The sequence below is a fragment of the Cellulomonas gilvus ATCC 13127 genome, from assembly GCF_000218545.1.
Lineage (GTDB): Bacteria > Actinomycetota > Actinomycetes > Actinomycetales > Cellulomonadaceae > Cellulomonas > Cellulomonas gilvus.
This window is the reverse complement of record NC_015671.1, coordinates 170,194-190,217: the sequence shown is the minus strand read 5'-3', so window position 1 is coordinate 190,217 and position 20,024 is coordinate 170,194. Positions and strand designations below refer to the sequence as shown.

Genomic DNA, 20,024 nt, shown 5'->3' with positions numbered 1-20,024 from the left:
GGTAGGCCCCGGCGGCAGGATGGAAGTGCGACCAACCAACTGCTGCGCGAAGGACCTACCCCTCGATGAGCCACGCTAACGCCCCGTTCACCCCCGAAGGGCGGCTGCGGCTCGTGCGCCGCTGCGCCCACCGACCGATCGCTCACGTCGCTGCCGAGGCGGGCATCTCTCGGCAGTGCCTGTCGAAGTGGAAGGCCCGGTTCGACGAGTTGGGCGAGGTCGGGCTGGCCGACCGGGCGAGTGTCCCTCACGCGTCCCCGACCCAGCTCGAGCCCGACCTGGTCGCGTTGATCGAGACGTGGCGCCGGGAGCACAAGTGGTCGGCCCGGGCGATCCACCTCGAGCTGGTCCGCCGCGGGCACCAGGTCTCGGTCGCGACCGTCGGGCGGTGGCTGGTCCGCCTGGGCATCAGCCGGCGCCGCGACATCGACCCCGACGGGTCGATGAACCGCACCGCGGGCCGCATCACCGCCCGCTACCCCGGTCACATGGTCCATCTGGACGTCAAGAAGGTCGGGCGCATCCCCGATGGCGGCGGCTGGCGCGCTCACGGGCGCGGCTCAGCGGCGGACAAGGCCGCCCAGCGGGCCAAGACCAAGGGCGCCCGCGCCGGCTACGTCTACCTGCACTCCGCCGTCGACGGCTTCTCCCGACTGGCCTACACCGAGCACCTGCCCGACGAGAAGGCAGCGACCACGATCGGGTTCTTCTGCCGGGCACGGGCGTTCTTCGCCGCCCACGGCATCAACCGGCTGGTCCGGGTGGTCACCGACAACGGCGCGAACTACACCGCCAAGGCGTTCACCCGGACGGTGACCGCGTTCGCCTCGCGTCACCAGCGGATCCGTCCGCACACTCCCCGGCACAACGGCAAGGTCGAGAGATACAACCGGATCCTGGCCGAGGAACTCCTCTACGCCCGCATCTGGACCTCCGAGGCCGAGCGGGCCGCAGCGATCAAGATCTGGAACGTCCACTACAACTACCATCGCTGCCACACCGCCGCCGGCAACCAGCCCCCGGCCTCACGCCTCCACGCAGGCGTCACCAACCTCATGAGCCGGAACATCTAGGACCAGCCCGGACCCGAGCTCGCTACGAGATCGCCTCGTCGGAGACCTCGCTCTCCTGCGTCTCGATCGCCTCGCTCTCGACGTCCTCGGACAGCTTGGGCGCTGCCGGCTGCCAGGCCTTGAGCGGCTGGACGACCGACGAGTAGAACGCCTCCACCGCACTCGTCACGCTCGGCACAAAAGCGCCTCGCTGGCCGGACCGCTTGGTCCCCATGGCACTGGCGAGCGAGAGCCGGAACGCGCTGATCTCCACGCCCCTGTCGGGCAGGAGCATCGTCGGGTTGTCGCGCACGTCCTTCAGCTGTTCGCACGCCGTCTCGGTGCGCGCCGCGAACACCGCCTCGACGAGGAGCGCGTCGGGCGCGTCCTTCAGCTGGCGCAGGAGCCACGCGATCCGCCGCTGCCCGTTGCCCTCCTGGGGCGCGCGGACCGCGACCGACGTCCGGACCTGAGAGGTGCGCAGGTCGGCCGTGACGGTCAACGGCCCAGCGGCGAGCGGGACCTTGATGACCGCCTCGAGGGCACCCTCCGATGCCAGCCGCGTGACGATCGACTGCACGTGAGCAGCCGGGTCACCGGCAAGCTTGCGCGCGACGGACGGGACGACGTTGACGCCCAGATCGCTGCTGAGGCGGAGGCACAGGTGCCGCACCAGCCGTACCCACGCCGCCGCGACCGCGGGAACCTTCTTGTCGCTCCCACGAAGCGTGCCTGCGTGGATCGCCTCCCTGACGGGCACCCACGACGGACCCATGTCCTCGAAGGTCGCGGCTCCTGAGCGCGGGTGCTCGATGTAGCGGATGAACTCGTGGAGGATCCAGGCTTGCAGGGGGTCGCCGACGCCGCGGTGGTGGAGCGTGAACTTCGCCTCGTGCAGCACCTCCGCCCACGAGATGTGGGTCAACGTCGCTCGGCGCAGCTTGCGCTTGTCCACGAGCACCGGGTGCTCGCCCGGATGTGCCGCGATCTCGTTGGAGAGGGTCACGACGGTGTCGTAGCCCTCCTGCCGCGCGACGTCGAGGTAGCGCTCGACCTGCTCCCTGAGGAGTTGTCCGCTACCCGTCTTGACCTCGAGGACGGCCGTCCACAGCTTCCCGCCGCGCGCGACGCGCAGCACCCCGTCGGGGTAGACAGTCGACTCCCCCAGACCGAAGGGCACCTCGAGGAACGTCTCGACAGGTCCCGCTGGCGCCCCGAACCGCGCGCTGAGTGCGCGCCCGAAGGCGGGAACTGCCATGACCGTGGCGAGGAGTGCGGAGGTCGCACGCTTCTCCTGCTCCTCGGCGGTGCCGACACCGGAGATGGAGAACAGACGCGACGGCTGCCAGGTCTCGGCGCCCGCGAGCTTGAGCCGCGGTGGCCTGACGACGACGGCGGCGCGCTTGCTGGTCCGCACGCCCGGACGCGGGCGCGTCGGGCGCACGCGCCCGGTCGGCGTCGCCGGGAACTCGATCACCTGCGCGACGCCGTCCGGATCGAGGCTCTCGTCCGGTACGCCGTCCACGGGTTCGACGAGCGACGGCTCGGCCTCGGCGGCATCGACCTGGACGACGGCGCCGTCGGCCTCCTCGCCGAGCGGTGCGTCGTCGACGGGTGGCACGTCGCTGTCGACGCCGTCGTCCACGGTGACGCCGAAGTCGGACGCCAGGCCCGCGAGGCCGGAGTCCCACCCCTGCCCGACAGCGCGCACCTTCCAGCCGGGGCCGCGTCGATAGACCTCGCAGAAGACGAACGCCGTCTCCGCGTCGGCGTCGTCGATGTCGTACCTCGCGAGCGGCTCACCCCCGGCGTCGAGGATCCGCAGGCGCAGGCCCGCGAGCGAACCGAAGTCCCCGTCTCCGAGGCTCGCCGTGACCGCGACGCAGTCCACCTCCGGGTCGATCCTGACGAGGTCGATCCGGACCAGCTCGTGCGAGCCCGACTCGGTGCTCGAACGTCCGACCAGGCGGACCGAGCCGTCGGGTGACGCGGGCTGGTTGAAGAAGACGAACTCGGCGTCCGAGCGGACTCGACGGTCGCCCGCGAGCAGCAGCGCCGCGGCATCCACGTCGACCTCGCCGTCCGGCTCGTCCCACGCCACCACGACCTGCAGGCTCTCCACCTCGGACGGGACCTCGCAGTTGGCCCCCTTGCGCAGAACGATCTCGTCCATGCGGGGCATGCTAGAGCCGCCGTCGGCGGCTCACGGGAAGTTCACCCGCAGCGCTCCGCCAGCCGGGTGCTACGACCAGCCCCACGACGAGTCGGGGTGAATCGGGGGGCACGTGTCGGCGCCGGCCGGCAGCGGCTCGAAGTGCCACGGCTCGTTCTCGTACGTGCGGCACAGCCCCAGGGCCTCGCCGTGCTCGCTGAGCCACTGCGCGCCCTCGGGCGGGCCGACGTCGACCGCGAGGCCCTGCACGTGCGCGGAGTGCCGGGCGGGCAGGACCCAGCGGTGCGCCTCGCGCTCGCTGCCGTACTTGTCGACGGCGTCCCGCACGATGCGGCGCTGCTCGTCGGCCGAGCGCCAGCCGGAGTTGAGCACGAGCGTGACGCCGTCGGCCGCGGCGGCGTCCTGCGCCGCGGCGAACCGCCGCTCGAGCTCGGGGTCGAGCCCGGTCGCGGCATGCTCGCCGCCGGACGTGCCGTCGCCGTGCGTGCGGTCGCCCGCCGTCGAACCCCCCTGCGGTCCGACGGCATCGGCGGCCACGCGTGCGGCCTGGTTCACCCCCACCGCGAGCACGAGCGCGACGAGCACGCCCCACCCGACCCGCCACCTGCGCCGGCGCTGCCTCGCCCGCTCGTGGGCCTGCGAGGCCGCCAGCACGCCTCCGGGCACCGCGGCGCCGCCGGCGGAGCTGTGCGCGGTGCGGGCGGCGGTGCGGGCGGCGGTGCGGGTTCCGGGTGCGGTGCGGGTCGGTCGGGTCACGAGGACGACGTTCCCGTGACGCAGGGTCCGGCCGCGTCGGACCGTGGGCGGGACGTGACCTGCGGGGGTCTCCGCCAGAGGACCGACCCGCACCCTGCCCTGGGCAGGGGGAGGACCGTGCGTCTCCACCCCAGGGTGGAGACGCGTGTCCGGCCGACGACGCTCGGCGGGGCGCCCGCGCGCGCGTACGGTCGGTGCCGTGCCCGCCACCCTCCCGCCGGTCCCGCCGCCGCCCGTGGCGGACCGCCGGGCCCGCGAGGCGGTGCTCACACCGAAGGCAGGCACAGGCCCGCGCGGGGCGTGGCGGACGGCGGCCCGCACGGACGTACCCATCGGGCTCGCCGTGGGCACGCTGTGGTCGCTCGGGCTGCTGGTCGCGATGCGTTCGGCCAACTGGATGCCGTTGAGCATCGAGGGCTACTGGTGGGCGGGCCTGTGGCTCACGATCACGCTGGCCACGTGGCGGGCCGCGCCGCGCGCGTCGTTCTGGGTGGTCGCGGTCGGCTACCCCGTGACGTACTCGTTCGTCGTGACCGACGGCTGGGGCATGTCGTCGCCGTCGCACATCCTGCCGCTGCTGGTCGCGGCGTTCGGCGTGACGCGCAGCGGCGGGCTGCGCGTGGTGCCCGCGGTCGTCGCGTCGGTGGGCGCCGAGCTGGTGCTCTCGGCCGGGCTCGCGGGTGCGACGCGCGGGGTCACGGGCGGCGAGTGGTTCCCCGCGATCGACCGGTCGAGCGCCGTCCAGCTGACCGCGCTCGTCGTCGCCGCGGCCGTGATCGGGAGCATCATGCGGCGGCTCGCGCTGACGAGCGCGTCGCTCGAGCAGCGCAACGCCGAGCTGCTGGCGCTGCAGGAGGTCCGCGCGCGGGCGGCGGTGCGTGACGAGCGCACACGGATCGCGCGGGAGCTGCACGACGTGGTCGCGCACCACGTCTCGGCGATCGTCGTGCGCGCGCAGGCCGCGGACCGGGTCGCGGACCGCGACCCGCAGGCGCCGCGCGAGGCCGTGCGGTGGATCGCACCGGCGGGCCGCGAGGCGCTCGACGCGATGCGGTCGGTGGTGCGCGTGCTGCGTGCTGCGGACGACGAGTCCGCGCCGCTCGCCCCCACCGCGGGGCTCGAGTCCCTGCCCGCGGTGGTCGAGCGCGTGCGCGCGGCAGGCGTCGTCGTGACGGCCGAGCTCCCCGCGCCCCTGCCCGCGTGCCCGCCGGCGGTCGGACTCGCGGTGGTGCGCGTGGCCCAGGAGGCGCTCACCAACGTGCTGGTGCACTCGGCCGCGACCGAGGCGGTGCTCACGCTGTCGGTCGCCGGAGGGACGTTGGTGCTGGACGTCCGGGACCCCGGCCCGCCCCGCGCGGAGGCCTCGCGCGGCGGCAACGGCCTGGTGCACATGCGCGAGCGCGCGGCCGCGGCGGGCGGGACCCTCGCGGTCGGCCCCGCACCGGACGGCGGCTGGCGCGTGCTGCTGATGGTGCCGACGAACGGACGGGACGGGGCGATGCGATGACGGGTGCGGTGCGCGTGGTGGTGGTCGACGACCAGCCGACGATCCGCCTGGGGCTGCGCATGATCCTCGACCACGAGCCCGACGTGGAGGTGGTCGGTGAGGCGGGCGACGGGCAGGCGGCGGTCGACGTCGTGCGCGAGGTCCGGCCCGACGTGGTGCTGCTGGACGTCCGGATGCCCGGGACCGACGGGGTCGAGGCCGCGCGCCGGATCCGCGCGGACCCGGACCTGGCGGCCGTGCGCATCGTCGTGCTCACCACGTTCGACGACGAGGAGTACGTCACCGGTGCGCTGCACGCGGGTGCGCACGCGTTCCTGCTGAAGGACGCCGAGCCCGCGACGCTCGTCGACACCGTGCACCGCGTGCACCGCGGCGAGTCGGTGCTGGACCCCAAGGTCACGGGCGTGGTGGTGGGCCAGTGGCGCGCGGGCACCGCACCGCGTGCGGCCGCGGCGGGGCGTGCCGCGGAGGCGATCGGCACGCTCACCCAACGTGAGCGGGAGGTGCTCGTCGCGGTCGCGCGGGGCGGCTCGAACACCGACGTCGCGGCCGAGCTGGGCGTGGGCGAGGCGACCGTCAAGGCGCACGTGCACGCGCTGCTGCGCAAGCTCGGCTGCACCACCCGCACGCAGCTCGTCGTGACCGCGTACGAGTCGGGGCTGGTCCGCGTCGGCGGTCAGTAGGGTCCCGCGGTCAGTACGTGTAGTCCGCGCCGACCTCACGCGCCCACGGCGTGTCCGGCATCGAGCACCAGATCCGGGCACGCCGGGACGTCCCGGCCGGCCGGACCGCGACCTCCGCGAGCAGCAGGTGCTCCGGCACGTGGGCCTGCGCCCACGCGACCACCGCGGGGACGTCGCGCGCCTCGCGGAACAGGTACGTCGACTCCGCGCTCAGGGTGTCGAGCGCGGGGTCTCCCGCCAGGAACGTCACGAAGACGTCGGGGGTGACGTCCGCGACCGCTCCCTCGGGGACCTGCGTGAGCTCCGGGCGGCCGAGCAGGGTCATGTGCGTGCTCCTGGGGTCAAGCGGTGCGCGTCGTAGCGCCAGAACGAGCGTTGCGTGCGGACCAGGGTCCACAGCGCCGCGGCGCACAGCACGCCGCCGATCACCACGGCCCACCCCTCGCCCACCGCGCCCGAGACCGAGCCGATGAACATGTCGCCCAGGCGCGGTCCGCCCGCGACCACCACGATGAACACGCCCTGCAGCCGGCCGCGCATGTCGTCGGGCGTCGCGGTCTGCAGGATGGTCTGCCGGAAGATGGCGCTGACCTCGTCGGACGCGCCCGCCGCGACGAGCGTGAGGCACGCGACCGCGATCGCACCCCACAGCGCGTGCTCGGGCCGGTCCCGGCCGACCGCGACCAGCACCAGGCCGAACGCGACCACGGACGCCGCCCACCCGGTGATCGCCCACGTGATGGTCCGGCCCTGCCAGCGCACGCGCGCGAGCCCGCCGGACAGCAGTCCCGACGAGACGGCGCCGACCGCGAGCGCCGCGGTGAGGATGCCGGTGGTGGTCTCGCCACCACCGAGGTACCAGATGCCGACCGCGGGGAACACGACGCGCGGCATCGCCAGGATCATGGCGCACAGGTCCACAGCGAAGGTCATGCGCACGTCCGGCTGCGTCGCCAGGTAGCGCAGGCCGTCGACCACGGAGGCCAGGCCCACGCGCGCCCGGCGCGAGTCCGAGGGCTCGGGCAGGACGGGCGGCAGGCGGAGCACCGCACCCAGCGCGAACGTGAACAGCACCGCGTCCACGGTGTACGCCAGGCCGTAGTCGATCGAGGCGAGCCCGGCGCCGGCCAGCGGGCCGACCGTGAGGGCGGTCTGGAAGCCGATCGCCTGCAGCGCGTTGGCGGCCGGCATGAGCTTCGGGGCGAGCAGGCGCGGGATGATCGCGGAGCGTGCGGGCGAGTTCACCGCGTTCGCACCCGACTGGACCGCCGTCAGCGCGTACAGCAGCCCGACGTGCTCGTTGCCGGCCCACCCCTGCACCGCGAGCACCAGGATGGCGACCCACGAGACGACGCTCGCGACGAGTGCGACCGTGCGTCGGTCGTAGTGGTCGACGACCGCACCGCCGTACAGCCCGAACACCACGAGCGGCACGAACGCGCACATGCCGAGCACCCCGACCGACAGCGTCGACCCGGTGATGCCGTAGACCTGGAGCCCGACGGCCACCACGGTGAGCTGCGTCCCCAGGTTGGCGATCGACAGGCCCCACCAGAGGCGACGGAAGTCGGGGCTGATCCGCAGGGGCGTCGTGTCGACGACGAGGGACCGCACCGCGGCAGTCTAGGTGGCGGCCGCGACCCACGCCGCGGGGCCCGACGACTCCGCCGGGCCCCGCGGTCGGTTCAGCGTGCGACCACCCGGAACGTGACCGCCTTGGCCACGGACCGCGCGATGTTCGTGGTGCCGCGGTAGGTGACCTTGACCGTGTACGTGCCGGTCGCGGTCAGCTTCCCGATCCGCACCGCGGCCTTGCCGCCGCTGAGCGTCACGGTGGTGGAGCGGACCACCTTGCCCGCTCGCACCACCTGCACGGTCGCCTTGCCCGTTGCGGGCACGCCCGTCGCGGTCCGCGCGACGACGTTCGCGGTGAGCACCCCGGTGCGCTGCCCGATGGTGCTGCGGCTGAGCGTCGTGGTGACCGAGGAGGGGGTCGCGACCACCGTCGTCGTCGCGATGCCCGTGGACGCGAGCAGCGTCACGGACCCGCCGTAGCGCACCTGCACGGAGTACACGCCGACGCCCAGGCGGCCGAGCGGCACGCTCGCGGCACCGCGCGTGAGGGTCACCGTGCGCACCAGCACCACGGTGCCGGACCGCCTCACCGTGACGGTGGCCGTGCCCCCGACGGTCGCGCCGTCCCGCGCGGTGACCGCGACCTTGACGGTGTGCGGCGCGCCGTAGCGCACCGAGCGCGCGACGGTCGCGGTGGTCGTCGTGGCCACGGGCAGCGGAGCGAGCACCGCGGCGCTCGGTGCGGTGGTGCGCACCGCGACGTGCCCGGCCGCGTCGGTCGCGGTGACCTCGGCGGTGACCGTCAGCCCCGCGTCGGCCGCACGCGGCACGAACGTCGCGCCGGTCTGGCCGGCCACGGCCGTGCCGTCGACGAACCAGCGGTAGCCGGTCGCGGTCCACTCGTCGGCGACGCCCGTGGCGGCCGCAGTCAGCGGCTGACCGACGCGCGCGGTCCCGGTGAGCGTGGGCGTCATGACCGTCTCGGGCGCGACGTCCCGCAGCGTCGGGACGACGGTCTGGAACAGCCCGTCGGCGCCGACCGTGAGGCGGTCGATCTTCGTCTCGCGGTAGTAGCCCGTGCGCTGCGCCGCGGGGACGCTCTGCGCGAACCGGTGGTAGACGATGTACCAGTCGTCCGTGCCGGGCACGTTGAGGATCGACGAGTGGCCCGTGGCGTAGACGTCGATCGACGGGGCCTTGGTCAGGATCTCGCCACGGTAGGTCCACGGGCCGTTCATCGACGTCGCGGTCGCGTAGCCGACCCGGTAGTTCTCGCTGCCGGTGTCGTCGATCGAGTACGTCAGGTGGTACGTGCCCTGGCGGTAGTTGAGGAACAGCCCCTCGCGGAAGTTCGTCAGCCCGCTGATCACCTTCGGTGCGGTGCGCAGCGACGTCATGGAGTCGTCGAGCTCGGCGTAGTACGGCGTGCCGTTGCCCCACAGCAGGTAGTGCGTGCCCGTCTGCGGGTCACGGAACGCGGCCGGGTCGATCTCCTGGCCGTTGCCCGTGGAGCCCTTGAGCATCGAGTCGGGCAGCGCCGTGAACGGGCCCTGCGGGCTGTCCGCGACCGCGACGCCGATGTTCTTCGCGTTGTCCGCGGGGTTGTGGCCGGAGAAGTAGAACCAGTAGCGCCCGTCCCGCTCGATGATCGTGGGTGCCCACGCGTTGCCGGTCGCCCACGGCACGTTGCCGTTCGCGCCGTCGAGCGTGAGGAAGGGCTCCTCGGCCCGGGTCCACGTGACCAGGTCCTTCGAGCTCCACGCGTAGAACGTGTTGCCACCCCAGCCGGGTGTGCCGTCCGTGGTCGCGTACACGTAGTACGTGTCGCCGAACACCGTGACGTTCGGGTCGGCGTAGAAGTGCCCGCCGTCGGCGTCGACGAGCGCGGGGCCGTCGTTGGGCGGCGTCGTCGGGACGTCGAACGTCACGGGCGGCAGCGTGCGCATGGTGCCCGTGCGGTCGGTGTAGGTCGCGGTCGCCACGACGCGCACCAGCGCGTCCTGGTCGGCCTGCGGCCGCGTGATCGTGCCGTCGGGCGCGACCACGCCCGCGACGTCGGCGGTCCACGTGACGCCGGGCGCACCCGGCAGCGCGTCGGTGACCCGGGTGCCGTCGACGGCCGCCACGTCCAGCGCGAACGCGCCCGCGACCGTCGCGGCGTCCTCGAGGACCACGTCCCGGACCTGCTCGGCGCTCAGCGCGGTGGCGTACACGCGCGCCTGCGCGACCGTGCCCACGTAGCGCGAGTCGGCGCTGTAGGCGGAGCGTCCGATCGCGTTGAGCGTCTGCGTCGCCAGCTCGGCGGGCGTGACCACCGCGGCGTTCGTGGTGGTGGCGACCTGCTCGCCGTCCACGTACAGCGCGATGGTCGCGGGGCTCGTCGACCCGTCGATCGTCGCGGTGACGTTGGTCCACGTGTCCGCGGGGAACGGGGCCGGGTCCTGCGCGGTCTGCTCGGCCGTGTACGTGGTCGCGGTGATCTCGGTGCGCGCGTGACCGTTGCCGGTGGACGCGAACCAGTAGCCCTCGGTGCCCGTGCCGCCGAGCGTCCACAGGAAGTTGTTGCGCGCGAGCGAGACCGGGTCCGCGCTCGTCTCGATCGAGAACGTGGCGCTGCGCGCGCCCGCCAGCAGGTTGTCCGGCAGGTCCACGTACGTGCTGCCGTCCAGCCGCAGCCCGTACCCGCCGTTCCAGACGGCGTTCCCGACGACGGTCGCACCCGCGCCGTTGCCGCTCGCGTCGGCCACGGCCGTGCCGGCGGTCTCGTCGAGCGGGTAGTGCGCCACCAGGCGGTCCTCGCGCTGCGCGGGGACCGTGACGACGTACGTCGCGGAGCCGGTCAGGCCGCGCGTCGCGTAGCTCACCTGCAGCGTGACGCGCGCGTCGGGCAGGCCCGCGGCGGGCCGGACGACCGTCCCCGTGGTGCCGATCACCGCGGGGTCGGAGGACGTCCAGGTGACGCCCGCGGGGAGCCTCACGCTGCGCAGCGCCCGGCCCTCGCCGTCGGTGACCGCGAGCGCCGACTCGACGCGCGTGCGCAGCGCGGCGAGCGCATCGGTGGCCTGCTCGTCGGCGATCGCGTCCACCTCGGCGGGGGTCAGCGCGTCGGTGTAGACGCGCAGGTCGGCCACCTCACCCGTGAAGTTGGCGTCCGCGGAGTAGGCGGACCTGCCCAGGTAGTTGACCGCCTGGCTGCCGAACTGCGACGGCGTCACCGTCACGCCCGTGGCCTGCGCGGCCTGCACGCCGTCGACGTAGAGCGTGAGGGTGTCCGCATCCGCGTCCAGCACCGAGGTGAGGTTCGTCCACGTGTCCGCGGCGAACGTGCCCGCCGCCGCGCGCGCCTCCTGCTCGCCCTGCCAGTTGGTGGGCGTGATCTCGGTGCGCGCCTGCTTGCTGTGCACCGCGGCGAAGAAGTAGCCGGTGCCGCCGCCGGACGCGCTGACCCCCGGGCCGCCGAACGTCCAGACGAAGTTCGCGGTCTGGAACGCCGCGGCGTCCGCGCGCACCTCCACCGAGACGCTCGCGCTGCTCGCCTCCGCGAGCAGGGGCGGGAGCGTGACGTAGGCGGCGGGTCCCAGCAGCAGCCCGCGCTCACCCGCGGCCACGGTCCCGACGACGGTCGCGTCGCGGCCCTGGCCGCTCACGTCGTGCACCGTCGGCGAGCTCAGGTCCGCGAAGTCGTAGTGCGCGGCGAGCGCGTCGGTGGGTGGCGGGTCCGCGGCGGCCGGGCCGGCCAGGCCCGCCACCGTGAGGGCCGCGAGCACCGCGGTGCCGGTCAGCCGGGTTGGTCCTGTGCGCATCGGTCGTCCGTCTCCTTCGTCGTGCGTCCGGCCGGGTGGTGACGTCACCATCCGGCGGTCCCCGCCCACCGGTGTGCGGGCGGGGGCCGGGGGCCGGCCCGGTGGTTCGTCGTCCCACCGGGCCGGCCGTGCGGGTCAGGTCAGGTGACCCGCAGGGTGAGCGCCTTGGCCACCGACGCGGCGACGTTCGCCGTCCCGCGATAGGTGACCTTGACGGTGTACGTGCCGGTCCTGGTCAGGTCCCGCACCGGGACCACGGCCTTGCCGGCGCTCAGGGTCACCGTGGTCGTCCGGACCACGACGCCCGCGCGGACCAGCTGCACCGTGGCCTTGCCCGTGGCGGGCACACCGGTCGCGGTGCGGACCGTGACGGCCACCGAGGTCCGACCCGTCCGCGCCTTGATCGTCGCGGTCCCGAGGCGTGCGGTGACGCTGGACGGGGTCCGGACCACCTGCGTGACCGCGACCCCGCTCGAGGGCAGGACCGTCGTGCTGCCCGCGAACGTGGCCTGCACCGAGTACTGCCCCACGGGCAGCCGGCTCAGCGTGACCGCGGCGACGCCCGCCTTCACCGTGACCGTCCGCACCTGGACGGTCTTGCCCGCCTTGCGCACCGTGACGGTCGCCTTGCCCGCGACCGCGCTGCCGTCCCGCGCGACCACCCGGACCTTCACGGTGTGCGCGGCGCCGTACCGGACCTGACGCGGCACGGTGGCCGTCGTCGTGGACGCGGACCGCTCGGGCGCGGGCGTCCTGGTCACCACCACGCGGTAGGTCGCGGTGGTCGTGCCGTCCTCCGCGGTGACCGCGACGGCGTACGCACCGTCCGTGCCCTGCGGACCGACGACCACGGTCGCGGCGGGATCGGCCGCGACCGCCGCGACCACCGCGGTCCCCGTGGCGGTCGTCAGCGCGTAGTCGTGCACGGCCGGGTCGAAGCCCGGCACCGCGGTGCCGTCCACCGTGAGAGACCTGAGCGACGCGTCGGTGCCGAGCGCGCGGCGCACCACCTGGACCGTGTACGGCGCCGCGGTGGTGTGGTCCTGCGCGCGCGCCATGATCGAGACCGTCGTGGTCCCCGACGCCGCGAGCGGCACCGTGCGCGCCACCGTGTCGTCGATCAGCACGCCGTCCACGTGCACCAGGCCCGAGGGCACGTGCGGCGCCGCGCTCATGCGCACGCTCGTCGTTGCCGGCGGGACCGTGAGCACGTAGGACGAGCGGCCCGGGGTGAACGCCGGGTCCAGCGTGCCGACGTCGAACGACAGCGCGGACAGCTCCGGGTCGGTGTCGTACGCCGTCGAGCGCAGCACGTACGCGCCGAACACGCCGCCGACGAGGCCGCCGGTCGACTGGAAGCGCACCGTGACGACGGGGATCTTGTGCCCGTCCGCGTCGAGCACGACGTTCCCGTTGACGTCCTTCTTGTACCGGGTGCTGCCGTCGATCGCGAGCGCCGAGGCCGGTAGGAGCGTGTCGTCCAGGTAGAACGACGTGCCGCCCTGGGCGTTCGAGACCGCGACCGTCTTGAGCTTGACGTCGTTGACGTACACGTCGAACGACCGGCCCACGTCGCCGCCGTAGTAGCGCACCCGGAGGTAGCCCGTGGGGGCTGCGGGGTCGAACGCCAGGTCGTAGCTGAACCAGCCGCCCGCGGTGGCGTCGCGGTACTGCCGGCCGTTCCAGACGCCCACCTGCGACGTGCCGGTGCCGCCTGTGCGCAGCCCCTTCTCGGCCTCGAAGTTGTTGCCGTCGAAGTTGTCGATCCCGTCGACGGCGATCTCGTCGTCGCGCAGCTCCTGCTTGGCCGCGAGGATCCGCGCCTGCGCCTCGGGCCCGTCCACGGACTCGACGTACAGGTAGAGGCCGTAGCGCTCGTCGTGCCGCTGGTAGTGCGGCGTGAAGACCAGGTCCGCGCCGTCGGTGGTGTTCCGCAGCGCGAACCGCACCTGGCCGTCGGCGCCGTCGGCGATGCGCACCAGGTTGTCCTCGACGTCCGCGAGCCACTGCTCGGGCGTGCCCTCGGCGACCGTCACCGACTTCTGCGCGGCCGGGTCCACGCGCGCGACCCGGACCCCCACGCCGACCGTCTGCGACGCGCCCAGGTTCGCGGTGCCGAGCCCGGTCGAGAGCACCACGGGGCCGTAGGAGAACGCGGCCCACGTCGGGTTGTCGGGTGCCGCGTGCGCCTGGACCTTCATGGGCATCCGGTAGGTGATCACGTCACCCGCCGCCACGCCCTCCAGCACGACGAAGCCGCGCACCACCTGCGGCGTCACCGCCTCGCCGTTGACGGTCAGGGTCGCGGCGCCGTCGATCCACTGCGGCACGCGCAGGCGCAGCGTGGTCCCGTCGGCCACCTGGTCGCCGTCGATCGCCGCGACGCGGAACGTCACGGTGTCGTCGGACGGCAGGTCCGCCTCCTGCGTCAGCCGCAGGTTCTGCTCGGCGTAGTCGAACCGCGACGAGAAGAACATCGTCACGTACACCGAGCGCCGGTCCGTGAAGTACATCGAGTCGCCCAGCTTCGAGAACGACTCCATGCCCGTGCCCGTGCAGCACCAGAACTCGGTGTAGGGCATCGAGTAGATGCGGTCGTAGCCCGCGGCCATCGGCTGGAAGTACGTCGTCATGCCGGTGTCGGGGTTCTGCGACGCCAGGACCGTGTTGATGAACGTGTTCTCGTAGTAGTGCGCGTACTTGACGTCCTTGGTGAGCTTGAACAGCTCGCGGGACAGCTTGAGCATGTTGTACTCGTTGCACGTCTCGGAGGTCTGGGCGTTGCCCGTCTCCCCCTGCTGCGTGGCGAACTCGTGCAACGAGTCCGGGTCGTGGAAGTGCTCCGACTGGCTGTTGGAGCCCGTGGCGTACGTGTGGTGGTCCACCGTGATCTGCCAGAACTCCTCGGCCGCGGCCAGGTACGTCGGCAGCTGCGCGCGCTCCGCCTCCGTGAGGCTCGCCAGCCGGTCGGCGTCGGACGTGAAGACCGTGTACCGCTTGAGCGCGCCGATGAGCTTGGGGATCGTCGTGTTCGCGTGCTTGCCGTTGAGCACGTCCTGCCCGGCGGCGAGCTGCGTGAACAGCGCGGTCTCGTCGAACGCCTCCGCGGCGGTCTTGACGTGCGGGTCGTCGGTCAGGTCGTACAGGCGGTAGAGCGCGTCGTTCATGCCGCCGTACTCCGTGCGCAGCATGCGGGTGCGGTCCGTGAGGCGCGAGATCCGCTGGTACGTGTACTCACCGAACTGGGACGCGATGTCGAGCGCCTGCGCCCCCGTGGCGCCGCCCACGTAGTCGTGGATGTCCAGCAGCCCCGCGAGGACCTTGTGCAGGTTGTACCAGGGCACCAGGACCTTGTCCGTGGTCGTGCCCGTGCCGTCCACCGCGTCGAGCGCGCTCTCCGGGAACGCCGAGACGTACCCGGCGCTCGCGGGGTGCGCGGCGGCGTAGGTGTCCTGCACCAGCGTCAGGCCCGCGACCGCGTCCTCGACCTGCTCGAGCAGGGCGGCCTTCGTCGTCGCGTCGGCCGTGGCGCTGTAGGACTGCGACAACGCCGACATGTAGTGGCCGAACGCGTGCCCGCGGAAGTTGGTGACGTCGCTGCGCTCCCAGCCGCCGTAGCCCGAGGTCGTCGTGGGCGTCAGGCCCACGTTCCGGTACCACTCGTACAGGAACTTCTCCGAGCTGAGGCTCAGCAGGTACTCGTGCTCCTTGGCCGCGGCGTTCGTCAGGTAGGCGTCGGTCAGGTACAGGTCCTCCAGGCCGCTGTCCTGCAGCGCGTGCTCCGTGAGGTCCGCCGGGACCGTCACCGTGAACGTCCGCGTCACCGCGGGTCCGCCCAGGTAGCGGACGGTCGCGGTGAGCGTGACCGTCGCGTCCTCCTCGTCGGCGCCCGGACGGTGCACCACACCCGTGGTGCTGATGACGTCGGGGTCCGACGACTCCCAGCTCACCTGCGAGCCCTGCGAGCCGGTTGTGGGCAGGACTACGCCGAGCGTGACCTGCTCCGGGACGGACAGCGCGTCGGCGTCCTGCTGCGCGACCGCCTGGCGGTCGATCGTGCGGCCCGACTGCTCGTACAGCCCGACGACGTCCTCGAGCGAGGCCACGTCGTCGTAGACGCGGTACTCGTCGAGCGCGGCCAGCAGGTACGAGCCCTTGTACGTGGGGCCGTTGAAGCCGATCGTCTTGGGCAGCGCGGGGCTCGAGCCCAGCACGCCGGTGGCCCCGTTCGCGCCGCCGAACGGGTACCGCACGCTCGTCGGGACGGCGATGCCGTTGCGGTACACCGCGACGCCCTTGGAGGTGTGGTCGTACGTCACGACGAGGTGCGTCCACTCGCCCGGGGGCATGAACGCCGCCCGGTCGGTCGAGGCGACCGTGACCATGTACGGCTGGTTGTTGCCGCTCGTGGCCGGGCCGATCGAGATCGCCAGCGGGGAGGTGTTCGACTCGGACGCGACGTACCAGCCGTCGCTGTTCCAGGTGCTCTTGTTCCACGTGATCACCTGCTCGCCGGACCACGCGCCGTTGGGCTTGATCCAGAACGAGAGCGTGAGGTCCTGCGGCTGGAGCGCGGTGCTGGTCCCCAGGTCCAGGTACGTGCTGCCCTGCAGCTGCAGCGCCTGCGTGCCCTCGGCCACGCCCGGGGTGTACTGGTAGCTCAGCGTGCTCGAGCCGTTGTGCCCGGTCAGGGCGGTGGGGTGGGCCAGCGCGCTGGCGTCGGCGACCGTGCCCTCGAAGGACAGGTCGAGCACGGGGTCGCTCAGCGTCGTCTCCGCGTGCGCGGGGACCAGGCTCCCGACGGCGAGGAACGGACCGATGACGCCGGCGGCGACGAGCCGGCGCAACCGGCGTCGGCGGGTCTCGTGGGGCATGTGCAGCCTCTCCAAGGTGTGGTGCCCGGCCGTCGGCCGGGGCCGGCGTGGCAGCGCCGGGGTGGTGCGCGTCGGCCTCGCGGAGCGACGTGGCAGCGCCGCTGCTCGGTGCGGGTCCGGGTCCTCGGCGTGGCAGCGCCGGGGCGGCGCGGCCGGAGCCGAGCCGGGTGAGGTCGAGCGACCCCGACGTCCGTGGGCCGGGGTGCGGCCGTGTCACGGACAAGGCGTGGTGCGCGTCCGGTGCCGCGTCCGCGACGACGCTCCGCTGCGCCGTTCGCGGTCCGTGCCCCGTCGCACGTCCGGACGCCGGTGGCCCGGCGCCCGCCGCCGCGGGTGACCGGGGCGACTCGCGTGATGTTAACGCTCACACCGCGTCTTGGGAACCGTCGGCGGCATCCGAGCCGGGATCGGAGGGCGAGGACGCCGTCCCGTGGCTGCGCAGGCGGGCTCGGCGTGGCCTGGTTAGGGTCGGAACTTCCGTCGTCCAGGGAGGTGGTGACCGTGAGCGGTCGCATCACGGCATTCGTCGTCGGCACCGGCGTGGGGTACCTGCTCGGCACGCGGCACGGGCGCGAGCTCGTCGCCAAGGCCCGCGGCAAGGCCGGCCAGGTGTGGCAGGACCCGCGCGTGCAGTCCTACGTGCACGACGTCGAGGACCAGGCCAAGCAGTTCGCCAAGGACCAGGCCGTGAGCCTCAAGGACAAGGCCGTCGACGCGGCCAAGGCCGCGATGTCCGGCACCCCGGCGACGCCGCCGCCGCCCGTGCCCCGCACGCTCGTCGTCGAACCCGACACCCCCGCACCCTGACGCGCGCGCAGCGCCAGTCCCGAGCGGCCGGCCTGGGTAGCATCGGCGCGTGGCGAAGATCCGCGTGTTCGCAGGGCAGGCCGGACGGAGCTTCGCGGCGGGGATGTGCGAGCACCTGCGCGTGCCGCTGAGCCCCTCGCGGCTGCAGCGGTTCGCCAACGACTGCCTGCAGGTGCAGCTCCTGGCCAACTGCCGCGAGCGCGACGTGTTCCTGGTGCAGCCGATCGTCGCGCCCGTGCAGGAGAACCTCATGGAGCTCCTGCTCATGGTGGACGCGGCGCGCGGCGCCTCGGCCAAGCGCATCACCGCGGTCATGCCGCACTTCGCGTACGCGCGCTCGGACAAGAAGGACGCGCCGCGCATCTCGATCGGCGGCCGGCTGGTGGCGGACCTGCTCACCACGGCCGGCGTGGACCGCGTGCTGACCATGTCGCTGCACGCGCCTCAGGTCCACGCGTTCTTCCGGGTGCCCACCGACCAGCTGCACGCGCTGCACGAGCTCGCGACGCACTTCTCGCTGCAGGACCTGTCCCGCACCACGGTGGTCTCGCCGGACCTGGGCAACGCCAAGACCGCGACCGCGTTCGCGCGGATGCTCGGCACGCCTGTGGCGGCGGGGTCCAAGGAGCGGCTCGACGGTGACGCGGTCTCGATCTCGACCGTGATCGGCGACGTCGCGGGCCGCGACGTGATCGTCCTGGACGACGAGATCGCCAACGGGTCCACGATCATCGCGATCGTCGACCTGCTGGACCGCGCCGGCGCCCGCCGCATCCAGGTCGCGTGCACGCACGGCATCCTGTCCAACGGCGCGCTGGACCGGATCATGGCGTCCGGCCGCGTGGACGGCGTCGTCTGCACCGACACGGTCCCGCACGACGACCTGGCCGACGACGACCGCGTGACCGTCCTGGGGGTGGCGCCCGCGTTCGCCGAGGCGGTGCGACGCATCCACTCGGGAGAGTCGGTGAGCGCGCTGTTCCACCACGGCGTGGAGTGAGCCGTCAGGCCGTGGGGCGTCGGACCACCGTGAGACGCAGTGCCGCGGGTGCGTGGGCCGGGACCGCCGGGTGGAGCGGCGCGACGGCCGGGACGCACCGGTAGGGCTCACCGACGGGCGGGCGCGGGTCGGGCTCGCCGGCGCGGGGCCACATCGCGCACGCCCGTTCGGCCTGCGCGGTGATGGTCAGCGACGGGTTCACGCCCAGGTTCGCGGAGATGGTCGAGCCGTCGAGGACGTGCAGGCCCGGGTGCCCGAACACGCGGTGGTAGGCGTCCACCACCCCCTGCTCCGCACTCGCCCCGATCGCGCAGCCACCCATGAAGTGCGCGGTCATCGGCACGTCGACCACCTCCCCGAGGCTGCTCATGGGCGCGCCGCCCAGGTGGACGGCCATGCGGCGGAACGCGGCGTTCGCCTGCGGGATCCACGTCGGCGGGCGCTCACCCGCGCCGCGCGTCGAGGTCAGGCGCCACCCGCCCCGCCAGGTCCGGCGCGGCGCGAGCGTCAGGGACGCGTCGCCGGTCTGCATGACCAGCCCGATCACGGTCCGCTCGGACCACGAGCCCAGCCCGGTCAGCACCGTCACCACGCGCACCGGGTGGCGCAGCACCTGGCCGAGCCAGCGCACGGGCCGCGGTACGCGGCCGCCGCCGTCCGTCAGCACGGTGCCCAGCAGGCCCATGAGGTTGGACCCGCGCCCGTACCGCACGGGCTCCAGGTGGGTGTGCTCGTCGAGCCACACCGAGGACGTGATGGCCACACCCGTGTTCACCGGTGGCGTGCGCCGGTGCCCGCGCACGCGGCGGACGGCGCCGCCCAGCGCCTCGGAGTTGGTGCGCGTCGAGACGCCCAGCCGGTCCGAGAGCCCCGGGAGCGTCCCGTCCGCCTTGAGCCGGTGCAGCAGCGACTGCGTGCCCCACGTCCCGGCCGCGAGCACCACCTGGTCCGCGCGCGTCGTCGTGACCGGTCCCCGCCGTCCCGTCGGGACGGTGCGCACCTCCCAGCCGGCGCCGACGGGCCGCACCGAGGTCACGGTGGTGTCGGGCACGATGCGCGCACCCAGCCGTTCGGCGAGCCACAGGTAGTTGGTCTCGAGCGTGTTCTTGGCCCCGTGCCGGCACCCCGTCATGCACTCGCCGCACTCCAGGCAGCCCCGGCGCTCCGGGCCGGCACCGCCGAAGAACGGGTCGGGCACGGGCTCGCCCGGGGGCCCGAACACCACGCCGACGGGCGCGGGGACGAACGTGTCCGCCACCCCCAGGTCCCGGGCCGCGGCGAGCACCACGCGGTCCGCGGGCGTGGTCGTCGGGTTGGTGACCACGCCCAGCATCCGGCGTGCCTGGTCGAAGTACGGCGCGAGCTCGTCGCGCCAGTCGGTGATGCCGGCCCACTGCGGGTCGCCCCAGAACGCGTCCGACGTCGGCTCGTAGAGCGTGTTGGCGTAGACCAGCGAGCCGCCCCCGACCCCCGCACCCGCGAGGACCACGACGTCCGGCAGCACGTGGATGCGCTGGATGCCGCGGCAGCCCAGCCGGGGTGCCCACAGGAACCGCCGCACGTCCCACGACGTGCGCGGCAGGGTCTCGGGCGTGAACCGCCGTCCGGCCTCCAGGACCGTGACGCGGTAGCCCTTCTCGGACAGGCGCAGCGCGGCCACCGAGCCGCCGAACCCGGAACCGACCACCACCACGTGCGGCCGCGCGTCGTCCGCTCGCGCCACGCAGCACCTCCGGCGTCGTCGCCGTGCCCGGCCGATCGGCCGGCGACGCGATCATAGGGCGGCGCGCGTCG

General features: G+C 73.5%; 12 protein-coding genes. 5 read left to right on the top strand and 7 right to left on the bottom strand.

Features of this window, described 5'->3' with window-relative positions; genetic code table 11:
* Positions 1–65: 65 nt before the first annotated feature.
* On the top strand, positions 66–1,073 hold the full coding sequence (locus CELGI_RS00835; RefSeq protein WP_013882223.1) for an IS481 family transposase: 1,008 nt from the start codon (positions 66–68) through the stop codon (positions 1,071–1,073).
* Between the two features lie 22 nt (positions 1,074–1,095).
* Here the strand turns inward: CELGI_RS00835 and CELGI_RS00830 are convergent, their stop codons facing one another.
* Both CELGI_RS00830 and CELGI_RS16865 read right to left on the bottom strand, forming a co-directional pair.
* Positions 1,096–3,225, bottom strand: coding sequence for a TerD family protein (locus CELGI_RS00830; protein WP_041574039.1), 2,130 nt, complete (start codon positions 3,223–3,225; stop codon positions 1,096–1,098).
* Between the two features lie 69 nt (positions 3,226–3,294).
* A complete protein-coding gene (locus CELGI_RS16865) occupies positions 3,295–3,981 on the bottom strand; it encodes a D-alanyl-D-alanine carboxypeptidase family protein (protein ID WP_049785496.1) in 687 nt (228 codons plus the stop codon).
* A 199-nt stretch (positions 3,982–4,180) separates the two neighbouring features.
* Here CELGI_RS16865 and CELGI_RS16205 point away from each other — a divergent pair, with 199 nt between their 5' ends.
* Both CELGI_RS16205 and CELGI_RS00815 read left to right on the top strand, forming a co-directional pair.
* Positions 4,181–5,488: a sensor histidine kinase gene (locus CELGI_RS16205; protein ID WP_013882220.1), complete on the top strand. Its 1,308-nt coding sequence runs from the start codon at positions 4,181–4,183 to the stop codon at positions 5,486–5,488.
* A complete protein-coding gene (locus CELGI_RS00815; protein WP_013882219.1) occupies positions 5,485–6,171 on the top strand; it encodes a response regulator transcription factor in 687 nt (228 codons plus the stop codon). Before CELGI_RS16205 ends, CELGI_RS00815 begins: the two co-directional genes overlap by 4 nt.
* Before the next feature lie 10 nt (positions 6,172–6,181).
* On the opposite strand, the gene CELGI_RS00810 is transcribed toward CELGI_RS00815, so the two are convergent.
* The 4 genes from CELGI_RS00810 to CELGI_RS16195 all read right to left on the bottom strand — a co-directional run bounded on the left by CELGI_RS00810 (position 6,182) and on the right by CELGI_RS16195 (position 16,423).
* Positions 6,182–6,496, bottom strand: a complete 315-nt coding sequence (locus CELGI_RS00810; RefSeq protein WP_013882218.1) for a hypothetical protein — start codon at positions 6,494–6,496, stop codon at positions 6,182–6,184.
* On the bottom strand, positions 6,493–7,785 hold the full coding sequence (locus tag CELGI_RS00805; protein WP_013882217.1) for an MFS transporter: 1,293 nt from the start codon (positions 7,783–7,785) through the stop codon (positions 6,493–6,495). The genes CELGI_RS00810 and CELGI_RS00805 overlap by 4 nt, the downstream gene beginning before the upstream one ends.
* Before the next feature lie 71 nt (positions 7,786–7,856).
* Positions 7,857–11,549, bottom strand: coding sequence for a family 43 glycosylhydrolase (locus CELGI_RS16200; RefSeq protein ID WP_013882216.1), 3,693 nt, complete (start codon positions 11,547–11,549; stop codon positions 7,857–7,859).
* Positions 11,550–11,689: 140 nt separating this feature from the next.
* Positions 11,690–16,423: a beta-L-arabinofuranosidase domain-containing protein gene (locus tag CELGI_RS16195; protein WP_013882215.1), complete on the bottom strand. Its 4,734-nt coding sequence runs from the start codon at positions 16,421–16,423 to the stop codon at positions 11,690–11,692.
* A gap of 501 nt (positions 16,424–16,924) precedes the next feature.
* Here CELGI_RS16195 and CELGI_RS00790 point away from each other — a divergent pair.
* Positions 16,925–17,230: a YtxH domain-containing protein gene (locus CELGI_RS00790; RefSeq protein WP_013882214.1), complete on the top strand. Its 306-nt coding sequence runs from the start codon at positions 16,925–16,927 to the stop codon at positions 17,228–17,230.
* Positions 17,231–17,279: 49 nt separating this feature from the next.
* Entirely contained in the window at positions 17,280–18,230 is a 951-nt protein-coding gene (locus tag CELGI_RS00785) for a ribose-phosphate diphosphokinase (protein ID WP_013882213.1), read from the top strand.
* Positions 18,231–18,234: 4 nt separating this feature from the next.
* Here CELGI_RS00785 and CELGI_RS00780 read toward each other — a convergent pair whose 3' ends face one another.
* Positions 18,235–19,953 carry a GMC family oxidoreductase gene (locus CELGI_RS00780; RefSeq protein ID WP_013882212.1) on the bottom strand — a complete coding sequence of 573 codons (1,719 nt, stop codon included), beginning with the start codon at positions 19,951–19,953 and terminating at the stop codon, positions 18,235–18,237.
* Positions 19,954–20,024: the final 71 nt, after the last annotated feature.